The 16,043-nt window shown below is 38.5% G+C and carries 17 protein-coding genes; 8 read left to right on the top strand and 9 right to left on the bottom strand.

Features of this window, described 5'->3' with window-relative positions:
- Nucleotides 1-89 precede the first annotated feature (89 nt).
- Together GSQ74_RS15440 and GSQ74_RS15435 are read right to left on the bottom strand one after the other, a co-directional pair.
- Nucleotides 90-389 carry a hypothetical protein gene (locus GSQ74_RS15440; protein ID WP_158994830.1) on the bottom strand — a complete coding sequence of 100 codons (300 nt, stop codon included), beginning with the start codon at nt 387-389 and terminating at the stop codon, nt 90-92.
- On the bottom strand, nt 389-1,042 hold the full coding sequence (locus tag GSQ74_RS15435) for an ABC transporter ATP-binding protein (RefSeq protein WP_158994828.1): 654 nt from the start codon (nt 1,040-1,042) through the stop codon (nt 389-391). Before GSQ74_RS15435 ends, GSQ74_RS15440 begins: the two co-directional genes overlap by 1 nt.
- 247 nt (nt 1,043-1,289) lie before the next feature.
- On the opposite strand from GSQ74_RS15435, the gene GSQ74_RS15430 reads away from it, so the two are divergent.
- Together GSQ74_RS15430 and sucC are read left to right on the top strand one after the other, a co-directional pair.
- Nucleotides 1,290-2,582 carry an alpha/beta hydrolase family protein gene (locus tag GSQ74_RS15430; protein ID WP_158994826.1) on the top strand — a complete coding sequence of 431 codons (1,293 nt, stop codon included), beginning with the start codon at nt 1,290-1,292 and terminating at the stop codon, nt 2,580-2,582.
- A 113-nt stretch (nt 2,583-2,695) separates the two neighbouring features.
- A complete protein-coding gene (gene sucC / locus GSQ74_RS15425; RefSeq protein WP_371724522.1) occupies nt 2,696-3,931 on the top strand; it encodes an ADP-forming succinate--CoA ligase subunit beta in 1,236 nt (411 codons plus the stop codon).
- Between the two features lie 79 nt (nt 3,932-4,010).
- On the opposite strand, the gene GSQ74_RS15420 is transcribed toward sucC, so the two are convergent.
- Complete coding sequence (locus tag GSQ74_RS15420; protein WP_158994822.1) at nt 4,011-4,694, bottom strand: ATP-binding cassette domain-containing protein; 684 nt, start codon at nt 4,692-4,694, stop codon at nt 4,011-4,013.
- Nucleotides 4,691-5,608, bottom strand: a complete 918-nt coding sequence (locus GSQ74_RS15415; protein WP_158994819.1) for an ABC transporter permease — start codon at nt 5,606-5,608, stop codon at nt 4,691-4,693. The genes GSQ74_RS15420 and GSQ74_RS15415 overlap by 4 nt, the downstream gene beginning before the upstream one ends.
- A 94-nt stretch (nt 5,609-5,702) precedes the next feature.
- On the opposite strand from GSQ74_RS15415, the gene GSQ74_RS15410 reads away from it, so the two are divergent.
- The 3 genes from GSQ74_RS15410 to GSQ74_RS15400 all read left to right on the top strand — a co-directional run bounded on the left by GSQ74_RS15410 (nt 5,703) and on the right by GSQ74_RS15400 (nt 7,877).
- On the top strand, nt 5,703-6,575 hold the full coding sequence (locus GSQ74_RS15410; protein ID WP_158994817.1) for an AraC family transcriptional regulator: 873 nt from the start codon (nt 5,703-5,705) through the stop codon (nt 6,573-6,575).
- An 83-nt stretch (nt 6,576-6,658) separates the two neighbouring features.
- Entirely contained in the window at nt 6,659-7,189 is a 531-nt protein-coding gene (locus GSQ74_RS15405) for a YbhB/YbcL family Raf kinase inhibitor-like protein (RefSeq protein WP_216846756.1), read from the top strand.
- 7 nt (nt 7,190-7,196) lie between these two features.
- Nucleotides 7,197-7,877, top strand: coding sequence for a trans-aconitate 2-methyltransferase (locus GSQ74_RS15400; RefSeq protein WP_158994813.1), 681 nt, complete (start codon nt 7,197-7,199; stop codon nt 7,875-7,877).
- Between the two features lie 361 nt (nt 7,878-8,238).
- On the opposite strand, the gene GSQ74_RS15395 is transcribed toward GSQ74_RS15400, so the two are convergent.
- Nucleotides 8,239-9,879: an FMN-binding glutamate synthase family protein gene (locus tag GSQ74_RS15395; protein WP_158994811.1), complete on the bottom strand. Its 1,641-nt coding sequence runs from the start codon at nt 9,877-9,879 to the stop codon at nt 8,239-8,241.
- A 166-nt stretch (nt 9,880-10,045) separates the two neighbouring features.
- Here GSQ74_RS15395 and GSQ74_RS15390 point away from each other — a divergent pair, with 166 nt between their 5' ends.
- Nucleotides 10,046-10,582 (top strand): YceI family protein, encoded by a 537-nt coding sequence (locus GSQ74_RS15390; protein WP_158994809.1) that lies wholly within the window; start codon nt 10,046-10,048, stop codon nt 10,580-10,582.
- A gap of 74 nt (nt 10,583-10,656) precedes the next feature.
- Nucleotides 10,657-11,277 (top strand): L-threonylcarbamoyladenylate synthase, encoded by a 621-nt coding sequence (locus tag GSQ74_RS15385; RefSeq protein ID WP_158995249.1) that lies wholly within the window; start codon nt 10,657-10,659, stop codon nt 11,275-11,277.
- A 7-nt stretch (nt 11,278-11,284) separates the two neighbouring features.
- On the opposite strand, the gene trpA is transcribed toward GSQ74_RS15385, so the two are convergent.
- From trpA to trpD, 4 genes are read right to left on the bottom strand one after another with little or no spacing between them, the layout of a single operon-like run.
- Nucleotides 11,285-12,055, bottom strand: a complete 771-nt coding sequence (gene trpA, locus GSQ74_RS15380) for a tryptophan synthase subunit alpha (protein ID WP_158994807.1) — start codon at nt 12,053-12,055, stop codon at nt 11,285-11,287.
- 4 nt (nt 12,056-12,059) lie between these two features.
- Nucleotides 12,060-13,241 carry a tryptophan synthase subunit beta gene (trpB, locus tag GSQ74_RS15375; protein ID WP_158994805.1) on the bottom strand — a complete coding sequence of 394 codons (1,182 nt, stop codon included), beginning with the start codon at nt 13,239-13,241 and terminating at the stop codon, nt 12,060-12,062.
- On the bottom strand, nt 13,225-13,866 hold the full coding sequence (locus GSQ74_RS15370) for a phosphoribosylanthranilate isomerase (protein ID WP_158994803.1): 642 nt from the start codon (nt 13,864-13,866) through the stop codon (nt 13,225-13,227). The genes trpB and GSQ74_RS15370 overlap by 17 nt, the downstream gene beginning before the upstream one ends.
- Nucleotides 13,867-13,870: 4 nt before the next feature.
- Nucleotides 13,871-14,860 carry an anthranilate phosphoribosyltransferase gene (gene trpD / locus GSQ74_RS15365; RefSeq protein WP_158994801.1) on the bottom strand — a complete coding sequence of 330 codons (990 nt, stop codon included), beginning with the start codon at nt 14,858-14,860 and terminating at the stop codon, nt 13,871-13,873.
- A 214-nt stretch (nt 14,861-15,074) separates the two neighbouring features.
- On the opposite strand from trpD, the gene GSQ74_RS15360 reads away from it, so the two are divergent.
- The gene (locus GSQ74_RS15360) at nt 15,075-16,043 is read left to right on the top strand and encodes an ion channel (RefSeq protein WP_158994799.1); all 969 of its coding nucleotides are present in this window, start codon (nt 15,075-15,077) and stop codon (nt 16,041-16,043) included.

Here is a 16,043-nt window from a genome sequence, read left to right as displayed (position 1 = left end):
TATTATTGCTTCTCGAACGCCGAAAGTCTGGCTTGTTAGTTACTCAAGTCGTAGAAGATTTCTCTCTCGTTCCTCGTTCAAAATGACAATTAGAAGTTTGTATTTATAAAAATATCGTATTCTTTAAATAATTGCTCGGCCTCTTTTAAAAGTATTGCTTCTTCTTTGCGCAGCGGATAGATAGTTTCTATTCCTTTATCCAGGCACAAAGTAAGCATTTGATGGCTGTATGATGCTGATTTAGGACTGGGCAATTGTATCATTTTACCTGATTTAAGCATCAGGGCTGGTAATTCCTCGTAATCGCCTAAAATCACCTCATCAACGTTTAATTTACTTTTAAGCTGATAGGCCGCGGCCGAATTGGCTGATGTAATTAATATGCTCACTATGGTATAATTAAGCCGTCTTTCATGGTTACTTTCCTGTCCGATAGCGCCGCCAGGTCTTCATTATGGGTTACTATCACAAAGGTTTGGTTAAACTCAGCCCTTAGTTGTAAAAACAATTCATGCAATTCTCGTGCATTGGTTGAATCGAGGTTACCCGATGGTTCATCGGCGAAAATTAATGCAGGATTATTCACTAAAGCGCGTGCTACTGCTACCCTTTGCTGTTCGCCGCCCGAAAGTTCGTTCGGTTTATGTTTCATTCTATCGCCTAAGCCTAACATCTGCAATAATCTTGTGGCTTTCTTTTCTGCATCTCCGCGTGATAATCCTGCTATAAAAGCCGGGATGCAAACATTTTCCAGCGCGTCAAACTCGCTTAATAAATGATGAAACTGGAAGATAAAACCAATTTTCAGATTGCGGAAATTGCTCAGGTTTTTATTGCTTAACTTGCTTAGTTCCTGGTTATCAATATATAGCTGACCGGAATCTGGCCTATCCAAAGTACCTAATATATTCAGCAGCGAACTTTTACCGGCACCAGATGCGCCAACAATGGTTACTATTTCGCCTTTTGCCACCTCAAGGTCTACACCTTTTAAAATATGCAGTTGACCGTAGGATTTATGGATGGATTGCGCTTTGAGCATGGCGGTAAAAATAGTGATTTGTTTTAATTACTTAGTGGTGAATAGTGAGAAGTCAGGGAAATCACTTTTAAAAAACAATCACGTCATGTGGTCCGGTTTTTATATTTAGAACATCATCTGACTAATAGAAAAAAACGCAACAAATTTCAAGGGCGATTCCCCTGTTTTAAACAGGCTATAAGTTGAATTAATATTTTTTATTTAAATTGCATTATGTATGACATAATTTAAAACCAATATTTACATTATGAACCCAAAATTTACTTTATTGAGAGTCTTGTTAACAATTACATTATTTCTTATACTGATTAAGCCTGCTTTGTATGCTCAGCAAACACCAGTAAAAAAAATAGACCCACAGGAATGGGCTACAATAAAAACAGATAGGCAGGACAATCGTTTTCTGAATTCGAGGGGGATAGTATATAATTTATTGAAAAGCACACTTCCAAAATATGCCTTTAATCCAGATTTCTCACCTTCACAACTTCGTGAATGGCAAATGAAAGTACGGGAATCCATGAAAGAAATAATGCAATTTCCCCAGGTGGATAATAGTCAACCTTTACCCAAAAAGATAGAAGAAAAGAAAAGAGACGGTTATACTCTGCAAAAATGGGAAGCATATCCATTGCCTTCAAGTGTAATTACCTACTTAGTCTTAATTCCTGATAATTTAAATAAGAACAATCCTGTTCCGGCGGTTTTATGCATTCCGGGATCAGGAGAGACTAAAGAATCACTGGCAGGAGAGGACGAGATTAACCCGGGGTTTAAACATACTCAGTTTCACGAGAAGAACGAAATGGCATTGCATTATGTAAAAATGGGATTGATAGCCGTTGCTGTTGACGATCCTGCTGCCGGCGAAGCATCCGACCTTGAAAAGGTTACAGGAAGTTCGAATTACGATTACGTTTCGGTATCAAGGGGATTGCTGGAGTTAGGCTGGAGCTACCTTGGTTATACTTCTTTTGTGGACATGCAGGTGCTTAATTGGATGAAAACACAACCCTATATTAATCGTTCTAAAATTATCGTAGCTGGTTTTTCTCTTGGTACAGAGCCTTTAATGGTACTTGGAATCTTAGATCCATCGATTTATGCGTTTGTATATAATGATTTTTTATGTAGAACAAGAGAACGGGCACTTGTACTTACCAAACCAGACAGCACAGGTCATAGACCTGAACCAAATACAATTAGACATTTAGTTCCAAACTTCTGGAGATACTTTGATTTTCCTGATTTAGTATGCGCATTTGCGCCACGGCCTGTTATTTTTACTGAGGGGGGAATGGATAGAGATTTTGATCTGGTAAAAAAAGCATATAAAATAGTCGGGAAGGAGGACAACGTTCAGGTGTATGAATATCCAAAATTCAACGATCCGAAATCAAGGTCGATGCTCCGGAAATTACCAACAGGTATTGACGCATCTACATATTTTAAATTAGTTAACGTAGATCCACCCATGCATTATTTCAAAGAAGAGTTGGTATTGCCATGGATAAAAAAAATACTTCAGCAAACGAATTAAAAATATTCATACTGATCTAAGTTTATGATTATAATTATCACCACTCACTATTCACCAATTTTTGTAAAAATTTTAAAATAACCAATCAGTAATTATAAGTCGCTTATCAGTATATCAAACAAAATTGTAGATTTACCGCAAATTCTACACAAAAGATGAATATTCACGAATACCAGGGTAAAGCCATACTAAAAAGCTTTGGCGTTAGAGTTCAGGAAGGTATTGTTGCTGATACCGTTGAACAGGCTGTTGAGGCTGCAAAAAAAATGAAGGAAGATTACAACTCGAGCTGGGTTGTTATCAAGGCGCAAATTCATGCAGGCGGTCGCGGTAAAGGCGGCGGTGTTAAATTAGCAAAGAATTTAGACGAGGTTAAACAACGTGCTACCGATATTTTAGGTATGCAATTAGTTACCCCGCAAACCGGCCCCGAAGGTAAATTAGTTAGCAAAGTTTTAGTGGCACAGGATGTTTACTATCCGGGCGAAAGCGAAACTAAAGAGTTTTACATCAGCGTATTGCTTGATCGTGCTAAAGGCCGTAACATCATTATGTATTCAACCGAAGGCGGTATGGATATTGAAGAGGTTGCACACTCAACTCCTGAGTTGATCTATAAAGAAGAGATTGACCCTAAAGTTGGTTTACAAGGTTTCCAGGCACGTAAAATCGCCTTTAACTTAGGCCTATCAGGCGATGCTTTTAAGGATATGGTGAAATTCATCACCGCTTTATACAAAGCGTATGATGCTACCGATTCTTCACAATTTGAAATTAACCCGGTATTAAAAACATCTGACAATAAAATTTTAGCTGTTGATGCTAAAGTAAACTTAGATGATAACGCTTTATACCGTCACCCTGATTTTGCCGCTTTACGCGATACCATGGAAGAAGACCCTATGGAAGTAGAAGCAAGCAAATCAAACCTTAACTATGTAAAGCTTGACGGTAACGTTGGCTGTATGGTTAACGGTGCTGGTTTAGCTATGGCAACCATGGATATTATTAAAATTGCCGGTGGCGAGCCTGCTAACTTTTTAGATGTTGGCGGAACTGCTAATGCCGAAACGGTTAAGGCTGCTTTCAACATTATTTTGAAAGATCCGCATGTTAAAGCTATCCTGATCAACATATTCGGTGGTATAGTTCGTTGCGACCGTGTTGCGCAAGGTGTTATTGATGCTTATAAAGAGATCGGTAACATACCTGTACCAATCATCGTTCGTTTACAAGGCACCAACGCTGTTGAAGCGAAAGCATTGATCGATAACTCAGGCTTAAAAGTATACTCAGCTATCTTATTGAAAGATGCTGCTGATAGGGTTAAAGAAGTATTGGCTTTATAATCATTGAGTCATTAGGTCATTGAGTCATTTTTGACTTATTAAAAAAGGGAGCGTTGCTCCCTTTTTTGTTGGTTATAAACTATTCCAAATTCAGCAGGTCGACTAACTTGTTTCCTATATTGTCGCCCCTCATTTCCTCTTCTATTTGCTCAAATTCACCTTTAACAACACTGCTTTTTAGGTGTCCGTTTTTCAGGTAATGGAGATGATCGCATGATTGGTTCAATGTTGAAAATATATGCGAAGACATAATTACTATTTTATCGAGTTGTTTTAGCTTCAAAATAATTTCCTGAATGATGATATTACTGTGAATATCCACGCCGTTAAAGGGTTCATCCAAAATAAAAACCTCATTTTTTTGAATTAACAAACCGGTTAACGCCAATTTCTTTTTCATTCCGGTTGAATAGGTTTCCGCATACTCGTTTAAGGGAAGATCAAAAATATTGCTGCCTGTTATATTAGTTTCCTTTAAATCCCGCGCATTGCATACGAGCCGGAGATATTCAGCTCCTGTCATTTTTGAAAAAAAGAATAGCTCTGTAGGAAGATACCCGGTTACATTTTTTAAAATATTTCCGCCATACTCAATGTTTCCATCAAAGGGCTCTAACCCGGCAATGCATTTAAAAAGAGTTGTTTTCCCGGCACCATTTTCACCCACAACTCCGCTTACTTCCCCTTTCTTAAATGTTAAGTTAATATCAAGTAGAACTTTATGCTTTCCATAAGATTTTGAAAGGGACTGTATTGCAATCATTTTAGGTAGATATTTAACTTTTTAGTAGATTTTAGAAAGAAATGTGGGATCAATACCAACAAAATTGGAGGAAAAACCATGCCGATACTCATCATGAAAACTTGAAGCAAGGTTATTTGATTTGGATAATTTGTGTATTTGGCAACTACACCTAATATGATATACAAAGCCCCACACGCGCCAACTGCTATTATGATGAGTGCTTTTAAAGGGAAGTAACAAATAAGCGAACCAGCTATAGGTAAACTGATAAAAAAACTATAAAGCAAAGCCGTTTTGATCTTATTTTTCAGAAAAACAGTAGATTGCTGCGAATGCACCCATACATAAAATACAGGTTCAGTGGCGGAGTAAAAGCTCATGCAAACTATCAAAATACCCAAGTAAGCAAAGATGCCCAGGTTAAAGTTACCGACTGCAATAGATATAGCAGTAACAGCATAAATAATTATAAAGAGCCAATAATACTTTCGAAACCCGATTGTAAACTCGAATGGCCTTTTGGAAAAAGGTGAAGGAATTATAAAATTAGATTGCCCGTTGTTGTTATAAAAAGAAAGGAGCAAACTAAATAAACCAACACTTAATGCACAAGCATAAAAGTTTTTGCTTAATAAAAACAGGGCGAACGGCAATGCAACAGCCAGGTTCTCAAGCAATCTTAATTTTAAATAGTTATTTGCGGTATAGATGTTTTTAAGAAAATCATTTCTCTCCGTTTTCCCTAATTGTAAAATCGCTATTAAAGCTATAATTACATATACGTATTCGAAATAAGCGATCTTATCAAATAAGGTATTTGAGAGCAATACGAATACCACAACTCCTAATATCATCCCCAGATAGGGATTGATACCAAAGTCCTTTAATATTCTAAACAGTCGTTTATATTGCAGCTGGAAATAGATTATCATTATTCAATTCGTTCATCAAATATAGTATTAAGCGGTTAACACTTCGATCTTTCAACCTTCGCCTATAATTAAAAAATATTGCGCAAATTGCAGCATGGTAAGTATACAAGTACCGGAAATTTTAACAAATCATCGGCAGTTAACATCAAATGATATTGCTATTGTTTATTATAATGAGCATATGCCGGTAGGCAGAAACCTGATCTCGTTTAATAAATGTGCTATCAGTTTTATATTAAGCGGGCAGAAGGAACTTTATCGGGGCGCTGAATGTACATTGATAAGTGAGCACGAAGCTGTACTTATTCCTGATGGACATGCTATTATAGCCGAAAGAAAACTGAATGCGCAACAATACAGCAGCCTGGTTATTTTTTTTCCGGCGGAACTGGCACAGAAATTTATAGTTAAATACGCTAAGCAAAATAATTACAGACACAAGGCATCTCCTACTGAAAAAGACGTGTTCCTGAAGTTTCACCAAACACCATACATTACGGAATACCTAAATGGGCTGATCCATTTAATTGATAAGCAGTTATTGGTACCACCAGCCTTATTGTTACATAAATTAGAAGAGCTTTTTTTGGTATTGGCAGAAAGCTTTCCCGCACAATTCTTTGAGATTTTTAGGCCCTTGGCGGCAGATGGCGACCATCAATTAAGGCAGATCGTCGAAAATAATATCTTGAAAAATCTGTCATTAAACGAGCTGGCGTTTCTGGCTAATCGTAGTCTAGCCACATTTAAGCGTGACTTTGAAAAGGAATATGGAATTTCTCCCGGAAAGTATATCAGGGAAAGGAAACTGGATATTGCAAGGCATGAGCTTACAGAAGGCGGCGCGCTTAATGACATCTACCTCCAATTAGGCTATGAAAATGCATCAAACTTTACATCGGCATTTAAAAAACAGTTTGGGCAAACACCGAAGGCTTACCAATCGCAAACCTCTATTTTGAGCTAAAAACAGCGACGTTTGAACTGAATTCACTATAGTAACTTATTTACATGGCAGATTTTTGTGTTATGAAAAATAAGATACTTATAATGACATTATGCTTTGTTACAAGCATCAGTTACTGTACCTCGGCGCAAACATTTACTTTAACCAGCCAGGATTTAAGCGGACAATTTACAGGCAAATTTATAGCCAACACGTTTGGATGTAATGGCGACAATAAATCGCCACAACTGGCATGGAGTAATGCTCCCGCAGGGACAAAAAGTTTCGCGATAACCATGTATGATCCTGACGCGCCAACAGGGAGCGGATGGTGGCATTGGGTGGTATTTAATATCCCGGCTAATATATATGAGTTGAAACAGGGAGCAGGAAATGCCACAACACAATTAATGCCCGATGGAGCTATTCAAAGTTTAACCGATTTTGGAACTACGGGTTATGGAGGGCCTTGTCCGCCCGAAAATGATAACCCACATGCTTATATTATTACCGTTTATGCATTAAAAACGGCAAATTTGGGTATCGCTAAAACGGCATCACCTGCTTTGGTTGGGTTTATCATCAATCAAAACTTATTGGCAAAGGCATCATTAATTGTTTACAGCAAAAGATAATCATATCATGAATAATAATATTACGGATCAATTCAACAGTGTATCGAAAAAATATGATAGTCAGCGGAGGTACTTTATTCCTTGTTTCGATGATTTTTACACGAGCTGCCTTCCGATTGTAAATTCTCTTACCAACGCTAAGCGGGTTTTGGATATTGGAGCGGGTACAGGGCTTTTTACCCAGTTCATACATCAACAAAGAAATGATCTGCATTTTACGTTAACAGATATTTCTACGGATATGTTGGCCGTTGCCAAAGAAAGATTCGCGGGGTTGGATAATTTTGAGTTCGGTGAGTATGATTTTTCTGCCGGACCTATTCAAGGAAAGTATGACTTGATTATTTCGGCGCTGGCTATTCACCATTTGGAGGATGAGCAAAAGGCGAGCCTTTATCAATATGCTTTTGATGCCCTAAATGATGGCGGCGTTTTTATTAATGCCGACCAGGTAGAAGGCCGTACGCCATGGTTCGATAATTATTACAAATCAAACTGGAAGGAAACGGTAATTAATTCGGGACTTGATCAGCAAGCTATTGATGGGGCTTTCGAGCGTATTAAATTGGATAAATTCGCGAAGCTTGAACCGCAGTTGCAGATGCTGGAGCAGGCAGGCTTTTCGGAAACTGATTGTATTTATAAGTATAATAATTTTGTGGTGATGGTGGCGGGTAAAAATATGTAATTACTGTTTCAAGACGTTCAAAAAAGAGGCTATTAAGCCTCTTTTTTGTTGACTTTTTTATCTAAAAGGGTGCTTTTATATGCCTTTTTTGATGAAAAATGGGTGTTTTTAAGGCATTTTCGGGTCTAAAAAAGGCTAAAAAGGACTATTTTATGTCGATTTTTCAATCTAAAAACAGCTTTTTCGTATACTTTTAGAGCGTTTTTGGGGTAAAAAGTGTACCAACTGTACCAGGTGTTTCACTTGTACCGTGGTACAGTTGGGCGCAGAGTCGACTCACCCCGACTACGCTTCGCTGGTCGCCCCTCTCTTTCGCTGCGCGATATAGAGGGTGAACTTCGCTTGTTTTTTGAGACGCTATTTAGCCTACATATGCGCTTGCTTCGGTAGAGTCTACCTGGCTTACGAGGGTATAGTTTGGTACAAATGTAGTTTCGCTGCTTATAGCCATATCTAATTCGAATGTTGAAGGGTACGGCGTATTTAGCAAGCTACCTTTGGGTATGTAAGGGAATAGCTCGCCGTAGGTTTGGATCTGGCTGCTGCTTACCCGGCGGTAGATAAACATGCGGTGTATATCAGCAGGATGTTGCAGGCCTGCCGCGCCTATCATCTGTATAGCACTGGCTATGGTTGCCTTGTGGAAGTTGGCTACACGTTGTTTCTTTTCTTCTACTACGAGGCCCTTCATGAGGCTTTTATCTTGTGTGGCTACACCTGTAGGGCAGGTATTGTTGTTACATTCCAAGGCCTGTATACAGCCTAATGCGAACATCATACCACGGGCACTGTTGCACATATCGGCACCTAAAGCAAAATTCTTCACCAGGTCGAACCCTGTAGCTACTTTACCGGAGGCTATGATCTTAATATGCTTTTTAAGGTTGAAGCCGGTTAACGCGTCATAAACAAATGCCAAAGCTTCACGAAGCGGCATACCAACTGAGTTGGAGAACTCTAATGGTGCAGCACCGGTACCTCCCTCGCCCCCATCAACAGTAATGAAATCGGGATAAATTCCGGTACTTATCATAGCCTTGCAAATAGCCAGAAACTCGCTTTTATGGCCTAAGCACAGCTTGAAACCAATGGGTTTACCTTCGGATAGTTCACGTAGTTTTTTGATAAAATCCATCATCTCCAACGGGTTGGTAAATGCGGTGTGGTATGGTGGGGAGATCACATCTTCACCCATTTCAACTAATCTTATCTTGGCAATCTCAGGAGTTACCTTAGCAGCAGGTAAAATACCACCATGACCGGGTTTTGCACCCTGCGATAGCTTGATCTCGATCATCTTTACTTGCGGAAGGACAGCGCGCTGGGCAAAAGCGTCATAATCAAACGTACCATCCTTATGGCGGCAGCTGAAGTATCCTGTACCTAATTGCCATATAATATCCCCGCCGGGCTGCAGGTGATAGTGACTAAGGCCACCTTCGCCTGTATTATGCGCGAAGCCACCTATTTTGGCGCCGCTGTTAAGCGCTAAAATTGCATTCTCGCTTAACGAGCCAAAGCTCATAGCTGAAATATTATATACACTTGCTGAATATGGTTTAAGGCAATCCGGCCCGCCAACAGTTACCCGTGGGCTCATGTTTAACTTCGTATGATCAATGGCTGCAATGCTGTGGTTAAGCCATTCATAGCCATTTTCGTAAACATCCAGCTCTGTACCGAACGGACGAGTATCGTCATCCATTTTAGCACGTTGGTAAACAACGCTGCGGTATTGACGATTGAAAGGTGTTCCGTTAGTATCGCTCTCAATAAAATATTGGTAGATTTTAGGCCTCAGATCTTCCATTACAAATCGTAAGTGACCAAAAACCGGGAAATTTCTGGTTATGGTATGCTCAGTTTGAATCATATCATATATACCCAGCACAATGAATGGTACAACTATTACAAGCGACCATACAGCAGGATGCCAAATGATGCTCCAGGCAATTAACATGCTTAAAATTATAATAGCAGATACGATGAATAGCTTTCTCATTTGTTACAGAATTATACGTGTAAATCTAAGTTTTCAGCAGAACAATTTCACAAATGAATGGTTAAAGATTTAAGCCAATGTCGATAAATTGTCAATTTAAATCGATATTGAATGTTTAAACATATATTTATCTACATTTGTCTCATTAATCAATCATAATAAAACCATGGCAACAGCAACAAAATGGGTTTTAGACCCAATGCACTCAGAAGTACAGTTTAAAGTAAAACACTTAGTTATATCAACTGTAAGCGGCTTTTTTAAAAGCTTTGAAGGTGAATTAGATACTGAAAATGATGATTTCTCAGATGCTAAAATCTCTTTCTCTTTAGACATCAACAGCATTGATACTAACCAATCACAACGTGATGAGCATTTGAAATCTGCTGAGTTTTTTGATGCAGAAAAATATCCTAAGATCTCATTTAAATCAACTTCATTCACCAAAGCTGGTGATGACGAGTATAAATTAGTAGGTGATCTAACAGTAAAAGGTGTTACTAAACCGGTTACTTTAGATGTTGAATTTGGTGGTGCGGCTGACGACTTTTATGGCAACACTAAAGCAGGCTTTGAAATTTCAGGTAAAATAAACCGTAAAGACTTTGGTTTAACCTGGAGCGGCGTAACTGAAGCTGGTGCAGTTGTTGTAGGCGAAGACATCAAATTGTTAATCAACGTTCAGTTTGCTAAACAAAAATAATTCAATTGGGTTATATACAAAGGCCATCCATAACCGGATGGCCTTTTCTGTTTTATAAGGTATATTTGTATGCTATGTTAATCAAGATCTACCCTGAAAACCCGAACCCCAAGGCCATTGAACAAGTAGTCGAAGTATTACGCAAAGGCGGACTCATCATCTACCCTACTGATACAGTATATGGTTTAGGCTGCGATATTACCAATCAGAAAGCTATCGAGGCAATTTGCCGAATTAGAAATATCAAACCGGAGAAAGCTAATTTCTCCTTCATCTGCTATGATTTGAGTCACATATCAGACTATATCAAACCGATTGACAATGCAACCTTCCGGGTTATAAAAAAAGCCTTGCCGGGTCCGTTTACATTTATATTTAATGCAAGTCATGCCGTACCTAAGTTGCTTAGTTCCAATAAAAAAACGGTTGGTATCAGGGTGCCGGATAATAACATAGCTCGCGAAATTGTAAAAGCGCTTGGCAACCCTATTGTATCTGCATCTATAAAAGATGATGACGAGATCATCGAATACTCTACCGACCCTGAATTGATCCATGAAAAATATCAGGATCAGGTTGATTTGGTGATCGATGGCGGCTACGGCGGAAATATTGCATCAACAGTTGTGGATTGCACCAGCGGCGACTTTGAAGTTATCCGTGAGGGCAAAGGCGACCTTGAACAATATTTGTAATCGGACTTTACGATTTGATGGATTTTATAAAAGCTGGAATTTTATTCAAATAATCCTCATCCTTCAATAATTTCACAAAAGCACTCCCTACAATTGCTCCGTTAGCATACTCGCAGGCCTTATCAAAATTGGTTTTGTTTGATATGCCAAAGCCTATAATCATTGGATTTTTCAGTTGCATCGCTTTTATGCGTTTGTAATAATCCTCGATGCCGCTTGATACATCTAGACTTCCACCTGTAATAGATGATGAAGAAAGCAGGTAAATAAAACTGTTACTCAGCTCGTCTATTTTGCGGATGCGATCTTCTGTAGTTTGAGGTGTAACTAAAAAGATGTTACTTAAATCATTGTCGATAAAGTACTTCGAGTATAAAGCTTCATACTCATACATCGGCAAATCCGGAACGATCACTCCATCTACCCCTACTTCAGCTGCCTTTTTACAAAAATTCTCTACCCCATATTGTACAATCGGGTTTACATAACCCATTAGTAAAATTGGAATGCTCACCGTTTTTCGCAGATCTTTCAATTGCTCAAACAGCACATGAAGCGTCATCCCATTTTCTAAAGCTATCTCTGAACTATGTTGTATAGTCGGCCCATCAGCAACCGGATCAGAATATGGAAAACCAATTTCCAAAAAATCGGCACCTGATTTTTCAAGAGCTTCAGCAATAGCAACGGTGCTATCTAATTCCGGGTAACCGGCAGTAAAATAAATGGATAACAGGCTGTTAGTCTTATTTTTAAAAAGGTTTTGTAAACGGTTCATGCTATTAAAATCCAAAATATTTTATGTAAGTATCCAAATCCTTATCGCCTCTGCCTGATATGCAGATCACTACATTATCGTCTTTTTTAAATTGCATTTTTTCTAAATAAGCCAATGCATGTGCTGTTTCAATAGCCGGTATAATACCTTCTAATTGAGAACATAATAAGCCAGCCTGTAAAGCCTCATCATCCGTAATGCTTACGTATTTGGCCCTGTTTATTTTATATAGATATGCATGTTGCGGGCCGATACCAGGATAATCCAAACCAGCCGAAATAGAATACGGTTCAATAACCTGTCCATCATCGGTCTGCATTAAAATAGTACGGCTGCCATGCAGTACACCTTCTCTACCTAAAAAAGTTGTAGCTGCAGAATGCCCGCTATCAACGCCTTTACCGGCTGCTTCAACCGCTACCAGTTTTACATCTTCATCATCCAAGAAATGGTAAAACATACCCATAGCGTTACTACCACCACCAACACAAGCCATTACATATTGCGGTAATTCATTACCAGTTTTCTCCAGTAGTTGTTTTTTTGTTTCTGATGAGATGATCGACTGAAAACGCGCAACCATATCAGGATAAGGATACGGGCCCACTACCGAGCCGATAATATAATGCGTATCAACAGGGTTAGCTATCCAATCGCGTAAGGCCTCATTTGTCGCATCTTTAAGTGTTTTACTGCCTGATGTTGCAGGTATCACCTTTGCACCCAGCATTTTCATACGTGACACGTTTGGCGCCTGGCGTTGCATATCAATCTCGCCCATATAAATAATACATTCAATGCCCATGAGGGCGCAAACCGTAGCCGTAGCTACACCGTGTTGACCTGCACCTGTTTCGGCTATAATACGATGTTTGCCTAAGCGTTTGGCCAGCAATATTTGGCCGATGGCATTATTTATTTTGTGCGATCCGGTATGATTCAGATCTTCCCGCTTGAAAAATATATTGGCTCCGTATTTTTCAGAGTATCTTTTAGCGTGATATAATGGCGAAGGCCTGCCAACATAGTTCTTCATCAAATCATCAAACTCAGCTTTAAAAGCAGGATCTTCGATAATAGTTAAATACTGTTGCCTTAATTCTTCAACATTTGGGTATAGCATTTCAGGGATGTATGCTCCTCCGAAATCGCCATAATAGCCTAAATCGTTAACTCCGTATTTCATTGGTATCGTCTTGTTTCAGCAAATTAAATGCTGTTTCTAATTTATCAATATTTTTTAACCCTGGTTCAATTTCAAAACGACTATTTAAGTCAACGCCATAAAACTGTGGGTGGGTAATGTTTTTCACTTCATCTAAATTATCTACACTTAATCCACCGCTTAAAAAGAATGGTTTATCCAGATCATATTTATTTAAAACACTCCAATCAAATGTTTCTCCCGAACCTCCGTGGATACTTGTTTTTGTATCGAATAAAAACAAATCAACATGATCTGCATAAGCAGATAGTTCAGTAAAATCAAAATCAGCATTTAAACCAAATGCTTTAATAACTTTAACCTTACTCTTAAACAAAGCACAAAAAGCCGGGCTTTCATTACCATGTAACTGTATGGCATCAAAATTATACTTAGCAATTAAAGTTTCAATATTTTCAGCGGTTTCATTAACAAAAACAGCGGTTTTAGTTATGGTTGCTGGTATGGCCTTTAATAATTCAACAGGCAATTCATTTACAAAACGTGGTGTTTTATCATAAAAAATAAAGCCGATATAGTTTGGCCGCAAATCTACTACCTGCTTAATATTCTCCGGATCACGTAACCCACAAACCTTTATATTCATTGTATTAGTTAGCTAATAAAAGTTTAAAACTATTTAAAGCCTTTTTATTTAATAATGCTTCCTCTGCTTCATAAAAGCAATCAGCAAAGCTTTTGTTAGCATCAATTGTTTTAATCGCTAATGCCGAGTTACATAAAACAACATTATTTTGAGCTGGTCTCGCCTCTGCATTCAATACCTTCATAAAAATATTAGCAGAATCGCTTACGGTATGCCCGCCTACTATTTCAGCAGGACTTAATTTATCGAAACCTAAATCTTCAATGCTAAATATCTTCTCACCATCAGCGCTAAAGGTTTTAAAGTCGCAGGTTAGCGAAACCTCATCATAACCATCTAACGCGTTAAGGATAGTATAGTTTTTATTCGATTTTTGATAAAGATAAGCATAAACCCTTGCCAGCTCCAGGTTAAAAACCCCTACCAATTGATTTGTAGGTTTAGCCGGATTTACCAATGGGCCCAGCATATTAAAAAATGTTTTCACACCCAGTTCACGGCGTATTGGTGCAACGGTTTTCATTGCAGGGTGGAATAACGGTGCATGTAAAAAGCAAATATTTGAATTATCAATGCTTGTTTTAAGCTTATCGGTATCGCTGGTAAATTGATAACCCAAAAACTCCATCACATTTGATGAGCCACAGCCCGATGAAACACCATAATTACCATGCTTAGCCACTTTATAACCGGCTCCGGCAACTACAAAAGATGCCAATGTAGAGATATTAAAAGTGTCTTTACCGTCGCCGCCGGTGCCGCACAGATCAATTAAATTCTCTGTTTCCAGGTCAACCTCCAGGCATAGTTCCAGCATGGCATCGCGAAATCCTTCCAGTTCGCTCACCGTAATGCTGCGCATACAATAGGCCGTCATAAAGGCAGCTATTTGCGAGTTATTATATTTACCAAGCGCCAGATCAGTCAAAATTTCTTTCGACTCCTCACGGCTAAATGTTTTATTTTCAAATAAGTGATTTAATATCGCTTTCATAATGCAGGGCTAATAAAAAAGGGTTACCATATGGCAACCCTTTTTGTATATGTTAAAAAAACAAATATGGAATTGCCTTACGATCTCTCGTTAAGCCACCACCAATTATTATTTAATTCTATCGCTTTCATTTTGTGCAACAAATATGGAAATAGTTTTTCTAAAAACAAACAGAATAAAAAAATTGCGATATTAGTTACTTAACAAACCACAAATGGCTCTCCATCACAAAAGAAAAATAAACCCGGAAGATGATCTTGGCTTTGGCTACCAACCGGTGATGAAAAATCAGCCTTTGATAAATAAAGATGGATCGCCAAATGTAAAACGGAAAGGCCTATCCTATTTTAATACAGCTGATAATTACCATAAACTTATCACCATGAGTTTGGGGAAGTTTTCTCTATGGGTAGTTCTTACATATTTTATTATAAACGTAATCTTCGCTTTAACTTATTTAATTATTGACCCAAATAGTTTATATGGAATAACAGATGACAACGGTTTAAATCATTTTTGGGAAGCATTCTTCTTTTCGGCACAAACCATCACAACCGTAGGTTACGGCCACATCTACCCCAAGGGCATGGCAGCTAACAGCGTGGCTGCATTTGAATCAATGCTGGGATTGCTCTCTTTCGCAATGGCAACAGGTTTATTATACGGGCGTTTTTCAAAGCCCTCTGCAAAAATCATTTACAGCAAAAGCATCCTCATAGCGCCTTATAATGATAATTGTCGCGGCTTAATGTTTCGACTGGCAAATGAGCGGAGGAATATTTTGGTCGATCTTAATATAGAGGTTATTTTCTCTTACAACGAGGATGTTGATGGTAAATTAATACGACGCTTTTTTCCTTTAGAGTTAGAACGAAAATCTGTTAGTATACTTACTTTAAACTGGACCGTTGTTCATCCGCTTAACGAAAACAGCCCATTAAAAGGAATGACACTTGAATACCTCAAAACATCAGAGGCTGGCTTTGCAGTATTATTAAAAACCTTTGACGATGCATTCTCTCAAACCGTGCATTCCCGTACTGCTTACCTGCACGAAGAAATAGTTTGGGGTGCTAAGTTCAGGCCAATATTCGACAGAGATACTGATGGCAGGATCATACTGGATTTAGGTAAAATCAACCATTTTGATTTGGTTGATCTGCCCGATATGCAAACTTTATAA

Origin of the sequence: Mucilaginibacter sp. L196, from assembly GCF_009765905.1 — a bacterium.
Lineage (GTDB): Bacteria > Bacteroidota > Bacteroidia > Sphingobacteriales > Sphingobacteriaceae > Mucilaginibacter.
This window is presented reverse-complemented; position numbering and strand designations above follow the sequence as displayed.

Excerpts from the sequence above, each read along its gene's own strand:
- GSQ74_RS15435 (WP_158994828.1), bottom strand. The coding sequence starts at position 1,042 with ATGCTCAAAGCGCAATCCATCCATAAATCCTACGGTCAACTGCATATT.
- GSQ74_RS15430 (WP_158994826.1), top strand. The coding sequence starts at position 1,290 with ATGAACCCAAAATTTACTTTATTGAGAGTCTTGTTAACAATTACATTA.
- GSQ74_RS15420 (WP_158994822.1), bottom strand. The coding sequence starts at position 4,694 with ATGATTGCAATACAGTCCCTTTCAAAATCTTATGGAAAGCATAAAGTT.
- GSQ74_RS15415 (WP_158994819.1), bottom strand. The coding sequence starts at position 5,608 with ATGATAATCTATTTCCAGCTGCAATATAAACGACTGTTTAGAATATTA.
- GSQ74_RS15410 (WP_158994817.1), top strand. The coding sequence starts at position 5,703 with ATGGTAAGTATACAAGTACCGGAAATTTTAACAAATCATCGGCAGTTA.
- GSQ74_RS15405 (WP_216846756.1), top strand. The coding sequence starts at position 6,659 with ATGACATTATGCTTTGTTACAAGCATCAGTTACTGTACCTCGGCGCAA.
- GSQ74_RS15400 (WP_158994813.1), top strand. The coding sequence starts at position 7,197 with ATGAATAATAATATTACGGATCAATTCAACAGTGTATCGAAAAAATAT.
- GSQ74_RS15395 (WP_158994811.1), bottom strand. The coding sequence starts at position 9,879 with ATGAGAAAGCTATTCATCGTATCTGCTATTATAATTTTAAGCATGTTA.
- GSQ74_RS15390 (WP_158994809.1), top strand. The coding sequence starts at position 10,046 with ATGGCAACAGCAACAAAATGGGTTTTAGACCCAATGCACTCAGAAGTA.
- GSQ74_RS15385 (WP_158995249.1), top strand. The coding sequence starts at position 10,657 with ATGTTAATCAAGATCTACCCTGAAAACCCGAACCCCAAGGCCATTGAA.
- trpA (WP_158994807.1), bottom strand. The coding sequence starts at position 12,055 with ATGAACCGTTTACAAAACCTTTTTAAAAATAAGACTAACAGCCTGTTA.
- trpB (WP_158994805.1), bottom strand. The coding sequence starts at position 13,241 with ATGAAATACGGAGTTAACGATTTAGGCTATTATGGCGATTTCGGAGGA.
- GSQ74_RS15370 (WP_158994803.1), bottom strand. The coding sequence starts at position 13,866 with ATGAATATAAAGGTTTGTGGGTTACGTGATCCGGAGAATATTAAGCAG.
- trpD (WP_158994801.1), bottom strand. The coding sequence starts at position 14,860 with ATGAAAGCGATATTAAATCACTTATTTGAAAATAAAACATTTAGCCGT.
- GSQ74_RS15360 (WP_158994799.1), top strand. The coding sequence starts at position 15,075 with ATGGCTCTCCATCACAAAAGAAAAATAAACCCGGAAGATGATCTTGGC.